Source organism: Streptomyces sp. NPDC048659 (genome assembly GCF_040650575.1).
GTDB lineage: Bacteria > Actinomycetota > Actinomycetes > Streptomycetales > Streptomycetaceae > Streptomyces.
Genome location: NZ_JBEZHM010000008.1, coordinates 61,812 through 81,074 on the forward strand (window position 1 = coordinate 61,812; position 19,263 = coordinate 81,074).

Below are 19,263 nucleotides of genomic sequence, written 5' to 3' on the forward strand. Positions count from 1 at the left end.
GGACGGCGGCCCTACGGGTAGGTGCGCACGTCGTCCGTGTACTCGCGGGCCCGTTCCCGTACGAGTTCGGGCAGGGTCCCGGCGGCCAGGTCGGCGAGGGTGGTGCCCTCCAGGACCTGGCGCAGGCTGGCCCGTACGGCCCGCCACACGTCCGGCATGGGCGCGGCGGCGCCCTGGTACTCCAGGCCCGTCAGCTTGAGGTCGCGGACGCTGACGAGCGGGCCGTCCATGGCCCGGATGACGTCCGCGACGGTGATCTCCTCGGGCGGTCTGGTCAGCGCGTAGCCGCCGTCGGGGCCCCGCACGCTGGAGACCAGCCGGGCCTGCCGCAGGTCGCTGAGGACGACGAAGAGGAACCGGACGGGGATGTCCTGGCGCCCCGCGATGTCCTCGGCCTTCAGCGGGCGGTCCCGACCGCCGGCCAGTTCCGCCATGGCACGGATGGCGTAGTCCGTTCGCGCTGAGATCCTCACCCCCTCAATGTCTCACGCCCGCCTCGCCCGCCCGTCTCGCACGCCCGGCGGTGTGGCCGGTTGTCCGGAAGCCGCATTGCCACTCCACTTTGTTCATCGACATAGTGAACTTCATCGCGCGGTGTCGCGCCCGACCCGGAGGTGTCCGAAGTGACCGTGGTGTCCGCTCCCTCGCCCGAGCCCCCCGCGCCCGCCGCCCCCGGGCGGGCGCGCCCCACCGTCGCGGTCGTCGGCGCGGGCGCGGCCGGCGCGCTCGTCGCCGTCCAGCTGTGCGAGGCGGCGGCCCGCCGGCGCACCCCGCTCGACCTGGTGCTGATCGACCCGGCGGCGGAGGCGGGACGCGGCGTCGCCTACTCCACGGAGGCCGCCGAGCACCGGCTGAACGTGCCCGTCGGCGGCATGAGCTGCTACCCGGACGACCCCGGCCACTTCCGCCGCTGGCTCTGCCGCCACGGCGAACCCACCGTCACCGCCGCGGACTTCGCCTCCCGCCACCGCTACGGCTCCTACCTCGCCGACACCCTCGGCCGCGCCATCATCACCGCGCACGGCACCGTCTCCGTACGGCGGCTGCGCACCCGGGCCACCGGCTGCGCCGAGGCCGCCGGGGGGCGGCTCGAACTGGGCCTGGCGGACGGCGGCACGGTCACGGCGGACAGCGTGGTGCTCGCCACCGGCCCGGCGCCCGGCCGTTCGGAGTGGGCCCCGGCGGAGCTGCGCGCCTCCGAACGCTTCGTCGCGCGCCCCTGGGCGCCCGGCGCGCTGGACCCGATCGGCGCCGCCGACGACGTCGTCCTCGTCGGCACCGGGCTCACCGCCGTGGACCTCGCGCTCGTCCTCGACCGGCCCGGCCGCACCGTGCACGCCGTCTCCCGCACCGGCCTGCTGCCGCAGCCGCACGCCCTCGCCCCGCTCCAGGCCGTGCTGCCGCCCCGCGACCTGGCCGTCCTCCCCTTCGCCCGGCTCCGCCGCGAGGTGCTGCGGTACGTCGCCGAGACCCGCCGCACGCACGGCGACTGGCGGCCCGCCTTCGACGGACTCCGGCCCTGGATCGGGCAGTTGTGGCAGGGGCTCACCGACGACGAGCGGGCGGAGTTCCTCGGCCGCGACGCCACCCCCTGGAACGTGCACCGGCACCGGATGGCCCCCTCCACCGCCGAGACGATCGCCCGCGCCCGCGCCGCCCGCCGGCTGCGGATCCACTCCGGCCGGATCGCCTCCGCCGCCGCCCGGGAGGACGGCGGGCTCACCGTCACCCTCGCCGACGGCCGGGCGCTGCGCGCCGCGTGGGTCGTGGACTGCACGGGCCCCGGGCTGCGCGCCGACGCCGGGGGCGACCCGCTGTGGGCCGGGCTGCTCGCCGACGGGCTCGCCGTGCCCGGACCGCTCGGCATCGGCGTCGCCACCGACGGCGGACGGCTCCTCGGCCCGGCGGGGCGCGCGGAGCGCCCGCTGTTCACGCTGGGCGCGCCCCGGCGCGGCGAGCTGTGGGAGACGACCGCGATCCCCGAGATCCGCACCCAGGCGAAGGAGATCGCCGAGGCCGTCCTCGCCCCGTTCGGCAGCGCCCCTCGGCGGCCGGTCCGGCGCAGGCCCGTCGACCAGTTCGGGCTCCCGCTGTCGACGCACGCCGCCGCCGCGGCCTCGTTCCGGGGCGGGCTCGGCCGGGTGATCACCGTACGGGCGAAGGCGGCGGACGCCTTCGCGCGCGCCACCGAGCTCGACCCGGGCTTCGCCCTCGGGCACGCGGCGCTCGCGCTGCTGGGCCACGAGTGCGGGGCCGACGTCGACGTGGCGCGGGAGCTCGCGGACGCGCAGCGGAGCGTGCGGGAGCGCGGGGACGAGCGGGAGCGCTCGTTCGTGGAGATGGTGACGCGCCGGATCGAGGCGCCCGCGCCGGGAGCCGCCGGAGCGGACGCGGGGGACGCGGCGCTCGTCGCGCACCTGGAGCGCTTCCCCGGCGACGCGTTCGCGCTGGCGGTCGCGGTGCCGACGATCGCCTTCTCCGGCGTAGGGGACCTGGACGGCTCGCTGGCCCGGCGCCTGGTGGAGGGCACCGCCGACACGTACGGGGGCCACTGGTTCCACACCTCGCTGCTGTCCTTCGTCCGGCAGGAGCAGGGCCGCGTCGAGGAGGCGGGCGAGCTGGCGCGCGCGGCGCTCGCCGCCGAACCCGCCTCCGGGCACGCCGTGCACGCCCTCGCCCACGTCCACTACGAGTCGGGCGACCACCGGGCCGGGCGCGACTGGCTCGACGGCTGGATCGGCGCGCAGGGGCGCGGGGCGGTGCACCGGGCGCACTTCTCCTGGCACGTGGCGCTGCACGAACTCGCCCTGGACGACGCCGCGGCGGTGCGCCGCCGCTGGTACGCGCAGCTCGCCCCGGGCCAGGTCGGCGGGGTGCGGGCGCTCGTCGACTCCGGCTCGCTGCTGTGGCGGGCCCGGATGGCGCGGACCTGGCCCGGGCGGGTGCCGGCCGACGGCGTGCTCGACGCGGTCGCCCGGGAGCTGGTCGAGCGCCCCGCGACCGCGTTCACCGCCCTGCACGGCGCGGTGGCCCTGACGGCGGCGGGCGACCTGCCCGCGCTGCGCCGGCTGCGGGCGCACGCGGCGGGCGCGGACCCGGTGCAGCGGGAGGTGGTCGCCCCGCTGTGCGGCGCCCTGGAGGCGGTCCTGGAGGAGGAGTGGCACACGGCGGTGCGCGGCCTGCGCGAGGTGCTGCCCTCGCTGCGCCGGGTGGGCGGCAGCGCGGCGCAGCGCGAGGTGATCGAGGAGACGCTGCTGTACGCCCTGGTGGAGAGCGGCGACCGGGACGACGCCCGCGACCTGCTGGAACGGCGCCTGGACCGCCGCGCCTCCCCGCTGGACCGGCGGCGACTGACGGGGCTGGGGGCGTAAGGGGCCAGGGACGGCCGGGGCCCTGGGCGCCGCCCGGCCGCCTGACGTCCCCTCAAGCCCGCCCCGTCCTCGTAGGATCGGCCCCGCCGCCGGGGCGACGGGTCCGGCGGGGACGGCTACGGAGGGCCACGGCATGGCTGACCAGCGGGTGTATCTGGTGACCGGCGGCGGGACGGGGATCGGCGCGGCCACCGCGCGGCTGCTGCGCGAGGCGGGGCACCACGTGGTGGTCTCCGGCCGCCGCCCCGAGCCCCTGCGGCTCGTGGCGGCGGAGTCGGGGGCGCTGCCCGTGGCGTCCGACATCACCGACCCGGCGGCCGTGGCGGCCCTGGTCGAGACGGCCGTGGATGCCTACGGGCGGCTGGACGGCCTGGTCCTCAACGCGGGCATCGGGCGCGGCGGGAGCGTCGGCACGGTGACGCTGGAGGACTGGGAGTCCGTCATGTCGACCAATCTCACCGGCCCGTTCCACCTGCTGCGCGCCGCCCTGCCGCACCTCTTGGAGGCGCGCGGCGCGGTCGTCGCGGTCGCCTCCGTGTCGGCGCTCCGGGCCGGTGCCGGGAGCGCCGCCTACGCGACCTCGAAGGCGGCGCTGCTCCAGCTCTGCCGCTCGCTGGCGATCGACTACGCGGGCCGGGGCCTGCGCGCCAACACGGTCTGCCCGAGCTGGGTGCGCACCGACATGGCGGACCGGCGGATGAGCCGCTTCGCGGAGGAGGCCGGGCTCGGGGCGGGCGCGGCCGGGACGGGCGGAGTCGAGGCGGCGTACGACGAGGTCACCCGGCCGCTGCCGGCGGGGCGTCCGGCCGAGCCGCGCGAGGTCGCCGAGGCGGTGGCCTGGCTGCTGTCCCCCGCCGCCTCCTTCGTGAACGGCGCGACCCTGACCGTCGACGGCGGCACGACGGCGCTGGACCCGGGCACGCTGGGCTTCGGCTTCCGCGTCGAACCGCGCGGCTGAGCCCCGCGCCCCGACCCGCCCGGCCCGACCTCGGGGCGGTCCGTCGTCACACTCCGCGTCGACTACGCTCCACCGTGTGATGTTCGCGCGGGTGCTCGCGGCTGCGCAGCGCAGGCTGCTGGCACTGATGCTGGGCTGCTACGGGCTGGCGGCCGTCCTCCCCGGACCCGGCGAGGCGCTGCGCCGGCTGGGGACCCCGCTGCCGGGCGGCGCGGGGCGGCTGACGCTCCCGATGGCGCTGCTGGCCCTGATGGTGTTCAACGCCGGGCTCGGCGTGCGGCTCGGCGAGCTGCGCGAGGTGGCCCGGCGCCCGCTGCGGGCGGGCCTCGGGGTCGCGGCGAACGCCCTGCTGCCGCTCGCGGTGCTGCCGCTCGCCGCGGCGGTGCTGTCGCTGTGGCCGGACGCGGCGGAGGCGGAGGGGCTGCTCGTCGGGCTGCTGCTGGTCCTGGCCATGCCGATCGCGGGCGGCGCCGCGTCCTGGGCGCAGAACGCGGGCGGCGACATGCCGCTGGCCGTCGCGACCGTCGTCGGCTCCACGCTGCTCAGCCCGCTCACCGTCCCGGCCACGATCTACCTGGCCGGGCGGGTCGTCGGCCCGGCGGGGCTCGGGACGCTGGACGACACGACGACCATCGACGGGATCGCCCGGACCGGCGCGGGCGTCTTCGCGGTCGTCGCCGTGGTGCTGCCGTGCCTGGCCGGGATGGGCGCGCGGGCCCTGCTCGGCGAGCGGGCCGTCCGCCGGACGCTGCCCGCCGTCAAGGCCGTGAACCTCCTGAACGTCCTGCTGCTCTGCTACGTCAACGCGACCGGCGCCCTGGGCCGGGCGCTGGCCCATCCCGACCCGGACCTCCTCGTCGTGGCGCCCCTCGCCGCCGCGGCGGTCTGCTTCCTCGGCTTCCGCTGCGGCCGGTGGACCTCCGCCTGGACCCGCTGCGACGGCCCGGCGGCGGTGTCGCTGTCGCTGGCCACCGGCATGAACAACAGCAGCGCGGCGGCGGCCCTCGCCGCCACCTGCTTCGCCCAGCGGCCCCAGGTGCTGCTGCCGATCCTGGCGTACAGCCTGGTCCAGAAGATCGCGGCCCAGACGGCGACCCGGGCCCCCCGACACCGCCGCTGAACGCCGTCGGGCCCCTCGGTGTCGGCTTGTCGCGTCGATCGTGCGTCGTATCGTGGAGGGCATGGCGACTCGACGGTCCGACGCGGCGCACGGGATCACGACGGGCGCCCTCGCGCGGCGCCTCGGTGTCTCCCCCACCACGGTGCGCTCCTGGGACCAGCGGTACGGGATCGGCCCCGCCGTCCGGGCCGACGGGCGGCACCGCCGGTGGAGCCCCGGGGACGTGGCGATGCTGGAGGAGATGTGCCGGCTGACGGCCTCCGGGGTCCCGCCCGCCGAGGCGGCGCGGGCCGTCCGGCGGGACCGGTCCGCGCCGGTGGCGCCCGGCCCCGAGGACCCGGCCCCGGCCCGGCGCGCGGGGCCCGGGGGCGGGCTGCCGCTGGGCGACGTACGGCAGGAGTGCCGGGGGCTCGCGCGGGCGGCCGTGCGGCTGGACGGTCCGGCGATGGACGCGCTGCTGCGGCAGGTGCTGGCGGAGTACGGCCTGGTGACCGCCTGGGAGGAGGTCATGGTCCCGACACTGCACGCGGTGGGCCGCAAGTGGGAGTCCTCGGAGGACCGTTACGTCGAGGTGGAGCACCTGCTCTCCTGGCACGTCTCCACCGCCCTGCGGCGCGCCGCCGCCGGTCCGGCCGGCGCGTCCCCGGCCGCCCCGGTGCTGCTGGCCTGCGTGCCCGGCGAGCAGCACAGCCTGCCGCTGGAGGCGCTGGCCGCCGGGCTCGCCGAACGCGGCCTGCCGATCCGGATGTTCGGCGCCGCCGTGCCCGCCGAGGCCCTGGACGCGGCCGTCCGCCGCTCGGGCCCCGCCGCCGTCGTCCTGTGGTCCCAGTCCCGCTCGACCGCGCACCACGCCCTGGCCCGGCACGTCGCCGCCACGGCGTTCGGGGTGCGCGGGGCCCGCACGGCACCGCTGGTGCTGCTCGCGGGCCCCGGCTGGCTGGGCCGGACCCCCGGCCCCGGCACGGTCCGCCCGACCGGGCTGCGGGAGGCGATCGGGGTGATCTCCCGGCTGTACGGGGAGGGGGACGGCCGCAGGGACGGGGACGCGTTCTAGGAGCCGGACACCGGGTCGCGGCGCGGCGGCCGGGGCAGGAAGCCGCTGGTGCGGGCCCGGTAGGCCGCGTACCCCGGCCGGTCGGCCATGTGGGCCTCCAGGAGGCGCTTGCCGCTCCCCCAGATCAGCAGGGCGCTCATGACCAGCGGCGACACCAGGGTCGCGAGGGCGGTGCGCCAGTCGGCGCAGGCCGTCAGATAGAGGCCCCACCAGACGAGGAAGTCGCCGAAGTAGTTGGGGTGGCGGGTCCAGGACCACAGCCCCCGGTCCATGATCCGGCCCCGGTGCGCCGGGTCGGCCTTGAAGCGGGCGAGCTGCCGGTCGCCGACCGCCTCGAAGCCGAGCCCCACCGCCCACACCGCGAGCCCCGCCGCGCCCGTGACGCCCAGCGGGCCGGGCAGCAGGACCGCGACCTGCACGGGCAGCGAGACCAGCCAGACGAGGGCGCCCTGGAGCACGTACACCTTCCGCAGCGCGTACAGGGTGGGGTTGCCGCGCGCGCGGGACAGCATCCGCGCGTAGCGGGGGTCCTCGCCGTGGCCGCGCCCGCGCCGGGCGATGTGGACGGCGAGCCGCAGCCCCCACAGGCAGGTGGCGAGGGCGACGGCGGTGCGGCGCACGTCGTCGCCGTGCCCGGCCGCGAGGCACCAGGCGACGACGGCAACGGCCGCGAAGGCGATCCCCCAGGCCACGTCGACGATCCGGTGCAGGCCCCGGGCGGTGCCGACGGCGAAGGCGACGAGCATCACGGCGAGCGCGGTGGCCGCCGAGGCGGCGAGGACGAGCGCGAGGGCGCCGCCGTCGATGCCGCTCATGGCGCCCCCGGGCCGTCGCCGTCGGCGGCGGTGAGCCGGAGCTGCCGCACGTCGAGGTAGCCGGAGCGGAACCCGGCCTCGGAGTAGGCGAGGTAGAACTCCCACATGCGCCGGAAGACCGGGTCGAAGCCGAGGGCGTCGACCGCCTCCCGCGCGCCGAGGAAGCGGCCGCGCCACTGGTGGAGCGTCTCGGCGTAGTGGGCCCCGTAGCCCGTGTCGTCGGTGACGCGCAGGCCCGCCCGCGCGCTCTCGCGGGCGATGGCCTCCGGGGAGGGGATCAGCCCGCCGGGGAACACGTACTTGCTGATCCAGGTGTGGGTGCGGGCGGTCGCCAGCATCCGCTCGTGCGGCATGGTGATCGCCTGGAGGGCGACCCGCCCGCCGGGGGCGAGCAGGCGGCGGAGCGAGGCGAAGTAGTCGGGCCAGAACTCGGCGCCGACCGCCTCGATCATCTCGACGCTCACGACGGCGTCGTACCGCCCCTCCACCTGCCGGTAGTCGAGGAGTTCGACGCTGACGCGGTCGGCGTACCCGGCGTCGGCGACCCGGCGCCGGGCGAGGGCGAGCTGTTCGGCGGAGAGGGTGACGGTGCGGACGCGGGCGCCTCGGGCGGCGGCGCGGACGGCGAGTTCGCCCCAGCCGGTGCCGATCTCCAGGAGCCGGGTGCCGGGGCCGGTCCCCGCGAGGTCGAGCAGCCGGTCGATCTTGCGGTGCTGGGCGGCGGTGAAGTCGGTGTCGGGGAGGAGCTCGGGACCGGTGGGCAGCGGGTCGAACAGCGCGCCGGAGTAGCTGAGTCCGGGGTCGAGGAAGAGGGCGAACAGCTCGTTGGAGAGGTCGTAGTGGCGGTGGATGTTCGCGCGGGCGCCGTCGGGGGTGTTGCGGTCGGCGGCGGGCCTGCGCCGGACCCAGGCGCCCCGGAGGCGGCGCAGCGGGGCGGGGACCAGGTCGTCGACGTGGCGCGCGAGGACGGTGAGGACGCCCACGAGGTCGTCGGCGTCCCACTCGCCGGCCAGGTACGACTCGCCGAAGCCGATCAGGCCGTCGGCGCCGATCCTGCGGTGGAAGGCGTCCGGGTCGTGGAGGGTGAGCGTCGGTACGGGGACGGGGTCGCCGGACCGGCGCTGCGCGGGCGCCGCGGGGAGAGGGCCGGTCCGTATCCGCAGCGGCAGCCGGTCGAGGGCGCGCCCGACGAGGCGGCGGGCGACGGCCGTCCGGGCGGCGGAGGCGCGCGGGAGGCGGGCGACGTCCGGCCAGCGGCCGGGGTCCACCGCGAGGCGCCCGGCGGGGACGGCGGGCGGCGCCGTCGGGAGGGGCGAAGGGGTCACGGGGTGCCTTCCTGCGGGGTGGGTGGGGCGGGAGGAGTGGCTGGGGTAGGTGGAGCGGGCGCGACGGCGGAGTCGGTACGGGGGCGGGGGCGGAGGCCCTTGAGGTAGAGCCGGACGCCGTGGCGGCGGATGCCGAGGGAGACGGCGGCGGTCGACCAGGGGTGCCGCAGCGCGGCGGCCAGGAGGGTGCCGGGGCGGGCGGGGCGGCGGGTGCCGCGCACGGTGGCGGTCAGCGGGCGCGAGCCGTCGCCGTAGCGGAGCTGCACGGTCAGGTCGAGCCGGGGCCCGGGGAGCGGCAGCCGCATCCGGTAGGCGCCCGCCAGGTCGAGGAACGGCGAGACGTAGAAGGTCTTGGGCGTCTCGGCGCGGTCCCCCGCGTCGGGGTGCAGCAGATACGCGTGGCGCCCGCCGTAGGTGTTGTGGACCTCGGCGACGACCCGCACGGGACGGCCGGCGGGGTCGTGGCACCAGTAGAGGGTGAGCGGGTTGAAGACGTGGCCGAGGACCCGGGCGTGGGCGAGCATCAGGACCCGTCCGCCCGCGTCCGGCACGCCCCGCTCGGCCAGCCAGGCGTCGAGACCGGCGCGCAGGGTGGGGGCGGTGCCGTCGAAGTGGTCGCGCGGGTCGAAGCGGGCGAGCGGGCGCAGCGGGCGGGGCAGCACGGGGAGCGCGTCGAGGTCCACGAGCCACAGGTAGGTGCGGTGACGGAGCGCGTACCGGAAGGGCGTGACGCGCGTGTGCGCGACCTCCGCCTCGTAGAGGGCGGGGGCGAGGGTGGGGGTGGGAGCGGGCACGGGGCCGGGCGCCTCGGCGGGGGCCGGGGCGGTCACGCGCGCCTCGGCGGGGGCGGGCACGGGGCTGGTTGCGGGGGCGGGTTTCGGCCGTTTCCGGGGTCCTGGGGCGGTCATCGCGGGTCCGCCCCCAGGTGCCGGGCGGCCTCGACGCCGGAGCGGCAGCCGTCCTCGTGGAAGCCCCAGCCGTGGTAGGCCCCCGCGTAGGCGGTGACGGGGGTGCGCAGGGTGGGCAGCAGGGCCTGCGCGGCCACCGACTCCGGGGTGTAGACGGGGTGTTCGTACGTCATGCGGGCGAGGACGGTGCTCTCGTCGACGCGGTCGCCGGGGTTGAGGGTGACGAGGTGCGGCGCGCTGGTGGGGAGCCGCTGGAGCCGGTTCAGGTCGTAGCTGACCTGGACTGCGTCGGGGCGGGCGGTGCAGGAGGGCAGCAGGTAGTTCCAGGAGGCGCGGGCGTGCGGGGAGCGCGGCAGCAGGGAGGTGTCGCGGTGCAGGACGGTGGGGTTGCGGGAGTAGGTGAAGGCGCCGAGGACGCGCCGCTCCGCCGCCGTGGGGTCGGCGAGCAGCCGCAGGGCCTGGTCGGGGTGGACGGCGATGACGACGGCCGCGTGCTCGGCGGCGGCGCCGTCGGCGGTGACGACGGTCGCCCGGTCGGCGCCGCGGACCACGGCGGACACCGGGGTCGAGGTGCGCACGGCGGCGAGGCCCTTGGCGATCCGCTCGACGTAGGAGGCGGAGCCGCCGGTGACGGTCTTCCACTGCGGGGACCCGGTGACGGAGAGCAGGCCGTGGTGGTCGAGGAAGCGGAACAGGTAGACGGCCGGGTAGCGCAGCGCCGTGTCGGGGGCGCAGGACCAGACGGCGGAGACGAGGGGGATCGCGAAGTGGCCGACGAAGTGGGCGGAGAAGCGGTGGGCGGCGAGGAAGTCGCCGAGGGTGGGCGCGGGGTCGCCGGACCGCAGCAGCCGGCGCGCGGCGCGGTGGAAGCGGGGCACCTCGGCGAGCGTCCGCAGGTGCCGGCCCCGGCGGAGGTTGCCGCCGCCGAGGAGGCCGCGGAGGCCGCGCGCCCCGGCGTACTCCAGGCCGCAGCCGTCGCAGCGGACCGACATGCTCATCTCGGAGTCCTGGGTGGCGACGCCGAGTTCGCGGAAGAGGCGGAGGAGGTGGGGGTAGGTGCGCTCGTTGTGGACGATGAATCCGGTGTCCACGCGCAGGATCCCGCCCTCGGGGGCGGGCAGTTCGTGGGTGTGCGCGTGGCCGCCGAGGCGGTCCGCCGCCTCGTACAGCACGACGTCGTGGGTACGGGACAGCAGGTGGGCGGCGGTGAGGCCGGCCACCCCGGCGCCCACCACGGCGACGGTCGGCGGGTGCGCCGGTGCGTTCACGGCCGCCCTCCCTCGTACGACGGGCGCCGGCCGCGGGAGGCGGCGGGGGCCGGGGCGTGGGCGGGAGCCGGGCCGTGGGCGGGGGCGAGGCCGCCGCGCATCCGCACCAGGCCGCGCCGGACGTGGCTCTTGACGGTGCCGAGGGGCAGGCCGGTGCGGTCGGCGATCTGCGCCTGGGTGAGGTCGGCGAAGTAGGCGAGGGCCAGCACGTCGCGCTGGGCCCGGGGCAGCCGGGCCAGCTGCTCGGTGACGACGATCCGGTCGAGCAGCCGTTCGGGGGCGCGGTCGGCGGGGTCCTCGTGCTCCAGGGCGGCGCCGAGGGCCGCGGCGAGCTCGGTGCGGCGGGTGCGGGCGGCGAGCGCGTCGGCGGTCTTGCGGCGGGTGATCCCGGTGAGCCAGGCGGGCAGCGTGCCCCGCTCGGGCCGGAACCCGGCCCGGCCGCGCCAGGCGGCGACGAACACCTGCTGGGTGACGTCCTCGGCCTCCCGGGGGTCGCCCAGGGCCCGCGCGGCGAGCGCGTGCACGGCCCGGCCCCAGCGCTGGTAGGCGGCGGTGAGGGCGGCCTCGTCGCCCTGGACGAGGCCGAGGGCGATGCGGGCGTCGATGATCGGGGAGTCCACGGTCCGGGACGCGGGGGTCCCGGCGGGCCGGGCGGCGGGGGGTCCGGTGGTGGTGGTCCGGGTGGTGGCCATGGCGGTTCCTTCGGCGGGGGCGGCGCCGGGACCTCGGGGGGTCCCTGCGCTCCTCACGTTCCGGCCGCAGGGACCTCCGGCACAACTCGCATCGTTTGCGCATCGATACATCGCGCATCGAGGAATCCGCCGAGACGCGCGGCCCGCTCAGGCCCCGCCCCGGTCCTCCAGGAAGCGCTCCCGGGCCTCCGTGAGGTCCACCAGCGGGTCCGGGTAGTCCAGCGACGCCCGGTCGAGCCCGACGAGCCGCCAGGGCTCGTGGACGGCCGGGCCGTCGAGCCCGGCGAGCTCGGGCACCCAGCGCCGCACGTACGCGCCGTCCGGGTCGTAACGCCGCGCCTGGCGCACGGGGTTGAGGACCCGGTTGGGCCGGGTGTCCGTGCCGGTGCCCGCCGCCCACTGCCAGTTGAGCTGGTTGTTGGCCACGTCGCCGTCCACCAGCAGGCCCAGGAAGTGCCGGGCGCCCTCCCGCCAGTCGATCCGGAGCGTCTTCGTCAGGAAGGAGGCGGTGATCAGCCGGCCCCGGTTGTGCATCCACCCCTCGTGCGCGAGCTGCCGCATGGCGGCGTCCACGATCGGGTAGCCGGTCCGCCCCTCCCGCCACGCGGCGAAGTCCGCGTCCGCCTCCGCGCCCCGCCGCCAGTGGTCCCGCCGCGGCCGGTAGTCCGCGCCCGCCGCCCCGGGCCGCGCGGCCAGCACCTGGTGGTGGAAGTCCCGCCAGCACAGCTGCCGCACGAACGCGGCGGCACCCGCGCCGCCCCGCCGTCCGGCCCGGTGGACCGCCTCCGTCGCGGAGAGGGCGCCGAAGTGGAGGTACGGCGAGAGGCGGGAGGTCACGTCGCCCGCGAGGTCGTCGTGCCGGTCCTCGTACGCGTCGAGGTGCTCCCCCAGCCAGGAGGCCAGCCGCGCCCGGCCCGCGCTCTCGCCCCCGACGGCGAGCGCGGGCGACACCCCCGCGACCGCCGCACGGCTCGGCAGCGGCGCGGACCGCACGCCGGACGGCACCCGCAGGGCCTTCGGGGCGGGCAGCGGGGTCCGGACGGGCTCGGCGGACCAGCGCCGGTGGTAGGGCGTGAACACCGCGAAGTGGTCGGAGCCCTGCGGCAGGACGTCGCCGGGCGGTACGACGGTGACGACGCCGTCGTGCACGTACAGCCGCCGTCCGTCGCCCTCCAGCGCCTTGCGCAGCCGGGCCTCCCGGTCCCCGGCGAAGGCCGTGACACCAGCCGCCATGTGCACCTCGTCGGCCTCGGTCCGCCGCACCAGGGCGAGCACCTCCTCGACGGTGTCGCCCTCGCGCAGCACGAGCCGGCCGCCGCGCCGGGCGAGCTCCCGGTCCAGGTCGGCGAGGCAGTCGGCGAGGAAGGCGAGCCGGTTGGGCGCGGCGAACCCGGCCCGGTCGACGGCCGGGTCGCGGACGAACACCGGCACCACCTCCTCGGCCCCTTGGAGGGCGGCCTTGAGCGGCGGATGGTCGTGGACCCTGAGGTCGGAGGTGTACAGAACGACGGAGACGGTCATCGCGCCCTCCCTGATGCGGGCTGTGCGGGGTACGGAGTAACGGAGTACGGGTTCGAGGTACGGAGTCCGGACGAACGGGGTGCGGAGGTACGGAGTCCGGAGACACGAGGCTCGCCGGTGGGCGTGCGTGCGGGTCACCGGCAGGGGTACCGCTCGCGGCCCCCCGTGTCCGTCTTCGCCCCGGCGTGGCGTCCCGGATGCACCCGGCCGGAACCTGACGGTTCTTCGCCCTTCATGGTCGATAGGGCCCCTCTCCTGCCCCAGAATGCGGGCATGGAGAGTTGGACGCCGCCGGAGAGCGGGCCGTTCGTCGGCCGGGAACGGGCCATCGGGGAACTCGCCGCCCTGCTGCGCACCCGCCGGCTGGTGACGCTGGTGGGCATGGGCGGCATCGGCAAGTCCCGCCTGGCCGCCCGGGTCGCGGCGGAGGAACGGGAACGGGCCTGGGTGCACTGGGTGCCGCTCTGGTCGCTGAGCGGCCCCGCGCTCGTGACCTCCCTGGTCGCCGACGCCTGCGGGCTTTCGGACCACTCCCCCGGCGATCCGGCGGACACGCTGGCCGACTGGATCGGCGACCGCCGGGTCCTGCTGGTGCTGGACTCCTGCGAGCACGTGCTGGCGGCCTGCCGGGCGCTGGTGCGGGTGCTCCTGGACCGCTGCCGCGCCCTCGTCGTGCTCGTGACCAGCCGCGAACCGCTGGGCACGGACGGCGAGGCGGTCGTGCCCGTCGGCCCGCTGGCGCCCGACTCCGAGGCGATGGACCTGTTCACCCTGCGCGCCGAGGCGGCCGGCGTCCGGTGGACCCGGCCCGAGGACCTGGTCGCGGCGGCCGAGGTGTGCCGCTGGCTGGAGGGCGTGCCGCTGGCCCTGGAGCTCGCCGCCGCGCGGCTGCGGGACCGGCCGGTGCCGGCGATGGCCCGGCTGCTGCGCGGCAGGCTCGCGCTCGCCGAGAGCCCCGACAGCACGGTGCGGCCCACCCGGCACCAGGCGCTGCGCACGACGATCGGCTGGAGCCACGAGCTGTGCGCGCCGCCCGAACGCCTGCTGTGGGCGCGGCTGTCGGTGTTCCGCTCGGGCGCCACCGTGGACGACGTGACCCGGGTCTGCGGTGGCGGGCCGCTGGCCGGGCCCGCGCTGGCGCGGGCGCTCGACGGGCTGGCCCGCAAGAGCGTGATCACGCTCGCGGACGGCCGGGTGCACGTGTACGACACGGTCCGCGAGTACGGCGCCCTGTGGCTGGCGGAGCTCGGCGAGACGCGGACGACGGCCGACCGGCACGCCCGGCACTTCCACGAGCGGGCCCTGGCCGCCGAGCGCGCGTGGTGGGGTCCCGGCCAGACGGCCGCCGCGGCGCGGCTGACCTCGGACTACGGCGACCTGAGCGCCGCGCTGGAGCACCTGCTGGCGACCGACCCGCACCGGGCCGCCGAACTGGCCGGGGCCGTCGGCTTCTTCTGGGCCTGCTCGGGGCATCTGCACGAGGCGTCGCACTACTTGGAGGAGTGCCTTCAACTGGTCGCCGGGCCGCCCGCCGTGATGGCGAGGCTGTGCTGGGCGCTGGGCGTGGTGCGCTGCCTGCGCGGGGAGTACGACACGGCGGCGCGGCTGGCCGGGAGGGCGGACGAGGAGGCCGTACGGGCGGGGAACGCGACCCTGCTCGCCGACGCGGCCTACCTCCGGGGCCTGGTGATGCTGCTGCGCGGCCGGCCGCACAACGCGCTGGCCGTCGCCGACGAGGCGCTGGCCGGGCCGCGCGGCGACGAGGCGGCGGTGGCGCGCTGCCGGCTGGTGCGGGTGTTCGCCCTGACCGCCTCCGGCTCCCTCGGCACGGCCCGCGCCGAGGCGGAGGCGCTGCGGGACGACTCCCGCGCGGCGGGCGAGCACTGGACGCGCTCGTACACCGAGTACCAGCTCGCGGTGATCGCGCTCATGGAGGAGCGGGCCGCCGACGCGGCCGCGCACTCCCGGGCGATGCTGCGCGGCAAGCGCCTGATCGGCGACGCGTTCGGTCTCGGCCTGGGCCTCGACCTGCTGGCGGTGGCGCTGGCGGCGCTGGAGCGGGGCGAGGACGCGGCGGTGGCGTACGGGGCGGGCATGGTGTTCTGGGAGATGGTCGGGCACCCGCAGCGGGGCACCCCGGAGCTGCTGCCGCTGCGGCAGTGGGCCGAGGACGCGGCGCGGCGGCAGATAGGCGACGAGGCGTACGAGAGCGCGTACGGGCTGGCGCAGCTGTCGGACCCGTTCGTGACGCTGGAGTCGATGCTGGCGGGGTGACGGGGTGAGCGGGCGCGGGGCCGCCACCTTCAGGTCCGGGCGCTCCCGGTCCGGTCCCCGCCACCACGAGTGTCAGCCTCGGTCTCGGTCTCGGCCACGGGCTCGGCCTCGGCGGTGCGGGCGATGTTGCGGGCCATGCCGCCGAAGACGACGGCGTGGAAGGGGGCGACGCTCCACCAGTACGCGTGCCCGGCGAGGCCGCGGGGGTGGAAGAGGGCGCGCTGGCGGTAGGTGGTGCGGCCCTCCTCGTCGCGTTCGACGCCCATTTCCAGCCAGGCCAGCCCCGGGAGGCGCATCTCCGCCCGGAGCCGCAGCAGCCGGCCCCGGTCGACCTCCTCGACCCGCCAGAAGTCCAGCGCGTCGCCGACCCGCAGGCGCGCCGCGTCCCGGCGCCCCCGGCGCAGCCCGACGCCCCCGGCGAGCCGGTCTGCCCAGCCGCGCACGGCCCAGGCCAGCGGGAACGAGTACCAGCCGTGCTCGCCGCCGACGCCCTCGACGACCCGCCACAGCGCCTCGGGGCTCGCGTGGACGGTCCGCTCGCGGGCGTCGCTGTACAGGCTGCCGCCGGCCCAGTCGGGGTCGGTGGGCAGCGGGTCGCTGGGCGCGCCGGGTGTCGAGGCGGAGGACCAGCGGGTGGTGACCCGGGCGTCCCGGACCCGGCGCAGGGCGAGCCGGAGGGACTCGTCGAAGGGGATGGGCTCGCCGGGGCCGTCCGGCACGTACCGCGCGATGTCGTTCTCGGCGCACACGACCTCGTGCCGCAGCGATTCGGCGAGGGGCCGGGCGAGGGCGGCGGGGACGGGGGTGACGAGCCCGATCCAGTGGCTGGACAGCCGGGGTGTGAGCATGGGGACGGGCACGATGAGGCGGTGCCGGAGCCTGGCGACCGCCGCGTACCGCTCCATCATCTCGCGGTACGTGAGGACGTCGGGCCCGCCGATGTCGAAGGCGCGGCTGACGTCCGGGGGCATGGTGGCGGCGCCGACCAGGTAGCGCAGGACGTCGCGGACGGCGATGGGCTGGACCCGGCTGCCGACCCAGCTCGGGGTGACCATGACCGGGAGGCGTTCGGTGAGGTAGCGCAGCATCTCGAAGGAGGCCGAGCCGGAGCCGATGACGACGGCGGCGCGCAGGACGGTGGTGGGCACGCCGGAGCCGAGGAGGATGCGGCCCACCTCGGTGCGGGACCGCATGTGCGGGGAGAGCCCGGCGTCCGGCACGTCGCGCGGGGCGAGCCCGCCGAGGTAGACGACGCGCCGCACTCGTGCCGCCGCCGCCTCGGCGGCGAAGGTGCGGGCGGCGAGGCGGTCGGTGTCCTCGAAGCGGTCGGTCGAGGCCATGGAGTGGACGAGGTAGTAGGCGATGTCGACGTCGCCGGAACCGCCGCCCTCGCGCCGGTCCGCGCCGGTGTCGCTTCCGGAGCCGGAACCGACACCGCCCTCCCCGCCTTCGGCTCCGGCCCGTCCGAAGGCCGCCCGGAGGCTCTCGGCGTCGGTGACGTCCCCCCGGACGATCTCGACCCGCCCGGCCCAGGGGAAGTCGCGGAGCCGGTCCGGGTGGCGGGCCAGGCAGCGGACGCGGTACCCGGCGGCGAGCAGCTCCGGCACGAGCCGCCCGCCGATGTAGCCGCTGGCGCCGGTGACCAGGCAGCGGGGTCCCTCGGACGCGGGCACGACTGCGGCGGCGGTGGCGGGTGTGTCGTCCATGCGCTGATCCGTTCCGGCGGTTCCCGTGGCGCGGCGCACGCGCCCTCTCCCTGGTCTTCGGCACCACCGTGCCCCATGGATGCGCTCGCGCGGCGGCGGCACCCGGCCGGAGTCCCGCCGGTACGGCCGTCCGGCGGTCAGCGTGCGGCGCGGCGGGCGAGCTGGTGGAGGGCGTTCTCGCGGATGATCTCGTTCTCGGCGTCGCGCAGGTCTTCGAGGGCCTGCTGGGCCTCGGGGCCGGGGATGGCGCCGAGGGCCCAGATCGCCTTCACCGCGAGCGCGCGGTTCTCGTCCCAGGACAGCCCCTCGGGGACCCAGCGGATCGCCAGGACCATCGTCGGGACCAGCTCGGGCGAGCGGAGGCGGCCGAGCGCGGTCACGATCTCCTCGTGCTCGCGGTGCCATTCGGCGGGGAACAGCTCGACGTACAGGTCCTTGACGTCCTCGATCGGGGCGCCGGTGACGTAGCGGAGGAGGAACGCCATCTCAAGGTCGTCGGCGTCCTGGCGCGCGATGGCGTCGTTCAGGAGCCGGAGGGCCAGCACCGCGCCGTCCGGCTCGCCGAAGTGGTCGAGCACGTCGGAGACCGGGCGCTTCGGACCGTCGCCCAGCCCGACCGCCAGGTCCATGATCAGTCGCTGCTCCTCAGGCGTCATCGCCCGCCCCGCCTCCCCTTGCCCGCACTGTCCCGTGGATCCCTCTGACCCTAACAAGGCTCTTCCCGGCGGACCCGACCCCGCCCGCCCCGGTCAGCTCAGGAAGCTCAGCCGTACCTGGCGGACCGGGTTGTCGCGGTTCGTGTCGACCAGGCAGACCGACTGCCAGGTGCCCAGCTCCAGTCGGCCCCCGACGACCGGGAGGGTCGCGTGCGGCGGGACCAGGGCGGGGAGGACGTGGTCGCGGCCGTGGCCCGGGGAGCCGTGGCGGTGCTGCCAGCGGTCGTCGGCGGGCAGCAGGTGGTGGAGGGCGGCGAGGAGGTCGTCGTCGCTGCCCGCGCCGGTCTCCAGGACGGCGAGGCCCGCGGTGGCGTGCGGCACGAAGAGGTTGAGGAGGCCGTCGGCACCCTGCGCGGTGCGGGCGAGGAAGTCCTCGCAGCGGCTGGTCAGGTCGGTGACGGTCTCCTCGGAGCCGGTGGTGATGCTGAGGACCGTGGTCGTGAAGGGCATGGCCCCATCCTGCCGTTCACGGGCCGGGACCGCCCGTCCACGCTCCGAGACACCGTTGACCCGGTACGGGCGGGCTCGCTACGTTCGCGCCATGTTGCGTACAGCCCTGCTCACCACGCGCGGTCACATCGACCTGCTGCGGGTGGCCTCCGCCGCGTGTCGCCGCGGCTGCTGACGCTCCTTCTCCCGCTCCTCTCCCCCGCACCGCTCTCGCGGGCCCCTTCGGCGCCGTGGGCGTCCTCGGCGTCCCGTCGGACCGGGTCCGCGGGTTCCGACGCGCACCCCCGGGCCGCCCGGGCGGCGTCGGCCCCAGCCGCCCGCACTCCCGAAAGGCTCCCCGCCATGGCGAGCGATCTGCGCCGGTCCGTCACCGTCCGCGGTCTGACCCGTTCCTTCGACGGCCGGGCCGTCGTCGACGGGCTCGATCTGAGCCTGGCCGCCGGGCAGTTCACCGTCCTGCTCGGGCCGCCCGGCGCCGGCAAGTCGACGCTGCTGCGCGTGCTCGCCGGGCTCGACCGGGAGGTCAGCGGCACCGTGCTGGTCCCCCGGCGCCGGACCCTCGCGCCCCAGCAACCGCCCTCGGCGGCCTGGCGGCGGGTGTGGCGCGGGCCGGCCCGACACGCCTCGCTGGTACGGGTGTTGGACCGGGAGTCCGATCTGCTGCTGCTCGACGAGCCCTTCGCCGCCCTCGACCCGGCGGCCCGGACCCGGGCGCTGCGGCTGGTCGGCGAGGCGTGGCGGCGGCGCGGCTGCACCGTGCTGCTGGCCTGCCGGGACGTCGACACGGCGCTGCTCCTCGCGGACCGGGTGCTCGTGCTGCGGGACGGGGCCATCGCGTACGACACGGCGGTCGGCCCGCACCGGGCCCGTACCTCCACCGATCCCGCCTTCGCCGCCCTGCGCGCCCGGCTGCTCGCCGAGGTCGCCGGGAACGCCGGGAACGGCGGGGAGGGCGGGCACAGCGGGGACGGCGAGGACGGCGGGCACGGTGCCCTCCGGGCCGCCTGAGCCGCGACCGGTCACACTCCCCCAGCCCCGACCCCCAACCTCCCCTCCCCTCCCCTCCCCGACACGCGCCCGCCCCG

16 protein-coding genes are annotated in these 19,263 nt (G+C 77.3%); 6 read left to right on the plus strand and 10 right to left on the minus strand.

Annotated features, from left to right (window positions below):
* Positions 1-11: 11 nt before the first annotated feature.
* A complete protein-coding gene (locus tag AB0C99_RS08755; protein WP_362471422.1) occupies positions 12-473 on the minus strand; it encodes an Rrf2 family transcriptional regulator in 462 nt (153 codons plus the stop codon).
* Between the two features lie 159 nt (positions 474-632).
* Here AB0C99_RS08755 and AB0C99_RS08760 point away from each other — a divergent pair, with 159 nt between their 5' ends.
* From AB0C99_RS08760 to AB0C99_RS08775, 4 genes are all read left to right on the plus strand, one after another.
* Positions 633-3,371: an FAD/NAD(P)-binding protein gene (locus AB0C99_RS08760; RefSeq protein WP_362471795.1), complete on the plus strand. Its 2,739-nt coding sequence runs from the start codon at positions 633-635 to the stop codon at positions 3,369-3,371.
* A 133-nt stretch (positions 3,372-3,504) separates the two neighbouring features.
* A complete protein-coding gene (locus AB0C99_RS08765) occupies positions 3,505-4,329 on the plus strand; it encodes an SDR family oxidoreductase (protein ID WP_362471424.1) in 825 nt (274 codons plus the stop codon).
* A 79-nt stretch (positions 4,330-4,408) separates the two neighbouring features.
* Positions 4,409-5,449: a bile acid:sodium symporter gene (locus tag AB0C99_RS08770; protein ID WP_362471798.1), complete on the plus strand. Its 1,041-nt coding sequence runs from the start codon at positions 4,409-4,411 to the stop codon at positions 5,447-5,449.
* A gap of 61 nt (positions 5,450-5,510) precedes the next feature.
* On the plus strand, positions 5,511-6,503 hold the full coding sequence (locus AB0C99_RS08775) for a MerR family transcriptional regulator (RefSeq protein WP_362471427.1): 993 nt from the start codon (positions 5,511-5,513) through the stop codon (positions 6,501-6,503).
* Here AB0C99_RS08775 and AB0C99_RS08780 read toward each other — a convergent pair.
* The 6 genes from AB0C99_RS08780 to AB0C99_RS08805 all read right to left on the minus strand — a co-directional run bounded on the left by AB0C99_RS08780 (position 6,500) and on the right by AB0C99_RS08805 (position 13,032).
* On the minus strand, positions 6,500-7,318 hold the full coding sequence (locus AB0C99_RS08780; RefSeq protein WP_362471430.1) for a DUF1295 domain-containing protein: 819 nt from the start codon (positions 7,316-7,318) through the stop codon (positions 6,500-6,502). The two genes, AB0C99_RS08775 and AB0C99_RS08780, sit on opposite strands and share 4 nt — an antisense overlap.
* Complete coding sequence (locus tag AB0C99_RS08785) at positions 7,315-8,643, minus strand: cyclopropane-fatty-acyl-phospholipid synthase family protein (RefSeq protein WP_362471433.1); 1,329 nt, start codon at positions 8,641-8,643, stop codon at positions 7,315-7,317. Before AB0C99_RS08785 ends, AB0C99_RS08780 begins: the two co-directional genes overlap by 4 nt.
* The gene (locus AB0C99_RS08790) at positions 8,640-9,437 is read right to left on the minus strand and encodes a DUF1365 domain-containing protein (protein WP_362471801.1); all 798 of its coding nucleotides are present in this window, start codon (positions 9,435-9,437) and stop codon (positions 8,640-8,642) included. The genes AB0C99_RS08785 and AB0C99_RS08790 overlap by 4 nt, the downstream gene beginning before the upstream one ends.
* 110 nt (positions 9,438-9,547) lie before the next feature.
* The gene (locus AB0C99_RS08795; protein WP_362471436.1) at positions 9,548-10,819 is read right to left on the minus strand and encodes an FAD-dependent oxidoreductase; all 1,272 of its coding nucleotides are present in this window, start codon (positions 10,817-10,819) and stop codon (positions 9,548-9,550) included.
* A complete protein-coding gene (locus AB0C99_RS08800; RefSeq protein WP_362471439.1) occupies positions 10,816-11,511 on the minus strand; it encodes a sigma-70 family RNA polymerase sigma factor in 696 nt (231 codons plus the stop codon). Before AB0C99_RS08800 ends, AB0C99_RS08795 begins: the two co-directional genes overlap by 4 nt.
* A gap of 147 nt (positions 11,512-11,658) precedes the next feature.
* Complete coding sequence (locus AB0C99_RS08805) at positions 11,659-13,032, minus strand: deoxyribodipyrimidine photo-lyase (protein ID WP_362471442.1); 1,374 nt, start codon at positions 13,030-13,032, stop codon at positions 11,659-11,661.
* Positions 13,033-13,305: 273 nt separating this feature from the next.
* On the opposite strand from AB0C99_RS08805, the gene AB0C99_RS08810 reads away from it, so the two are divergent.
* Complete coding sequence (locus tag AB0C99_RS08810; protein WP_362471445.1) at positions 13,306-15,306, plus strand: AAA family ATPase; 2,001 nt, start codon at positions 13,306-13,308, stop codon at positions 15,304-15,306.
* Positions 15,307-15,335: 29 nt separating this feature from the next.
* Here the strand turns inward: AB0C99_RS08810 and AB0C99_RS08815 are convergent, their stop codons facing one another.
* The 3 genes from AB0C99_RS08815 to AB0C99_RS08825 all read right to left on the minus strand — a co-directional run bounded on the left by AB0C99_RS08815 (position 15,336) and on the right by AB0C99_RS08825 (position 18,178).
* Positions 15,336-17,012 (minus strand): SDR family oxidoreductase, encoded by a 1,677-nt coding sequence (locus AB0C99_RS08815; RefSeq protein ID WP_362471448.1) that lies wholly within the window; start codon positions 17,010-17,012, stop codon positions 15,336-15,338.
* Positions 17,013-17,149: 137 nt separating this feature from the next.
* The gene (locus AB0C99_RS08820; protein WP_362471451.1) at positions 17,150-17,668 is read right to left on the minus strand and encodes a HEAT repeat domain-containing protein; all 519 of its coding nucleotides are present in this window, start codon (positions 17,666-17,668) and stop codon (positions 17,150-17,152) included.
* A 93-nt stretch (positions 17,669-17,761) separates the two neighbouring features.
* Positions 17,762-18,178: a YjbQ family protein gene (locus AB0C99_RS08825; RefSeq protein WP_362471454.1), complete on the minus strand. Its 417-nt coding sequence runs from the start codon at positions 18,176-18,178 to the stop codon at positions 17,762-17,764.
* Between the two features lie 342 nt (positions 18,179-18,520).
* Between AB0C99_RS08825 and AB0C99_RS08830 the strand changes: the two genes are divergently transcribed.
* Positions 18,521-19,186, plus strand: coding sequence for an ATP-binding cassette domain-containing protein (locus tag AB0C99_RS08830; RefSeq protein ID WP_362471457.1), 666 nt, complete (start codon positions 18,521-18,523; stop codon positions 19,184-19,186).
* The last annotated feature ends 77 nt before the right edge of the window (positions 19,187-19,263 follow it).

Excerpts from the sequence above, each read along its gene's own strand:
- AB0C99_RS08765 (WP_362471424.1), top strand. The coding sequence starts at position 3,505 with ATGGCTGACCAGCGGGTGTATCTGGTGACCGGCGGCGGGACGGGGATC.
- AB0C99_RS08770 (WP_362471798.1), top strand. The coding sequence starts at position 4,409 with ATGTTCGCGCGGGTGCTCGCGGCTGCGCAGCGCAGGCTGCTGGCACTG.
- AB0C99_RS08775 (WP_362471427.1), top strand. The coding sequence starts at position 5,511 with ATGGCGACTCGACGGTCCGACGCGGCGCACGGGATCACGACGGGCGCC.
- AB0C99_RS08780 (WP_362471430.1), bottom strand. The coding sequence starts at position 7,318 with ATGAGCGGCATCGACGGCGGCGCCCTCGCGCTCGTCCTCGCCGCCTCG.
- AB0C99_RS08800 (WP_362471439.1), bottom strand. The coding sequence starts at position 11,511 with ATGGCCACCACCCGGACCACCACCACCGGACCCCCCGCCGCCCGGCCC.
- AB0C99_RS08805 (WP_362471442.1), bottom strand. The coding sequence starts at position 13,032 with ATGACCGTCTCCGTCGTTCTGTACACCTCCGACCTCAGGGTCCACGAC.
- AB0C99_RS08810 (WP_362471445.1), top strand. The coding sequence starts at position 13,306 with ATGGAGAGTTGGACGCCGCCGGAGAGCGGGCCGTTCGTCGGCCGGGAA.
- AB0C99_RS08815 (WP_362471448.1), bottom strand. The coding sequence starts at position 17,012 with ATGGACGACACACCCGCCACCGCCGCCGCAGTCGTGCCCGCGTCCGAG.
- AB0C99_RS08820 (WP_362471451.1), bottom strand. The coding sequence starts at position 17,668 with ATGACGCCTGAGGAGCAGCGACTGATCATGGACCTGGCGGTCGGGCTG.
- AB0C99_RS08825 (WP_362471454.1), bottom strand. The coding sequence starts at position 18,178 with ATGCCCTTCACGACCACGGTCCTCAGCATCACCACCGGCTCCGAGGAG.
- AB0C99_RS08830 (WP_362471457.1), top strand. The coding sequence starts at position 18,521 with ATGGCGAGCGATCTGCGCCGGTCCGTCACCGTCCGCGGTCTGACCCGT.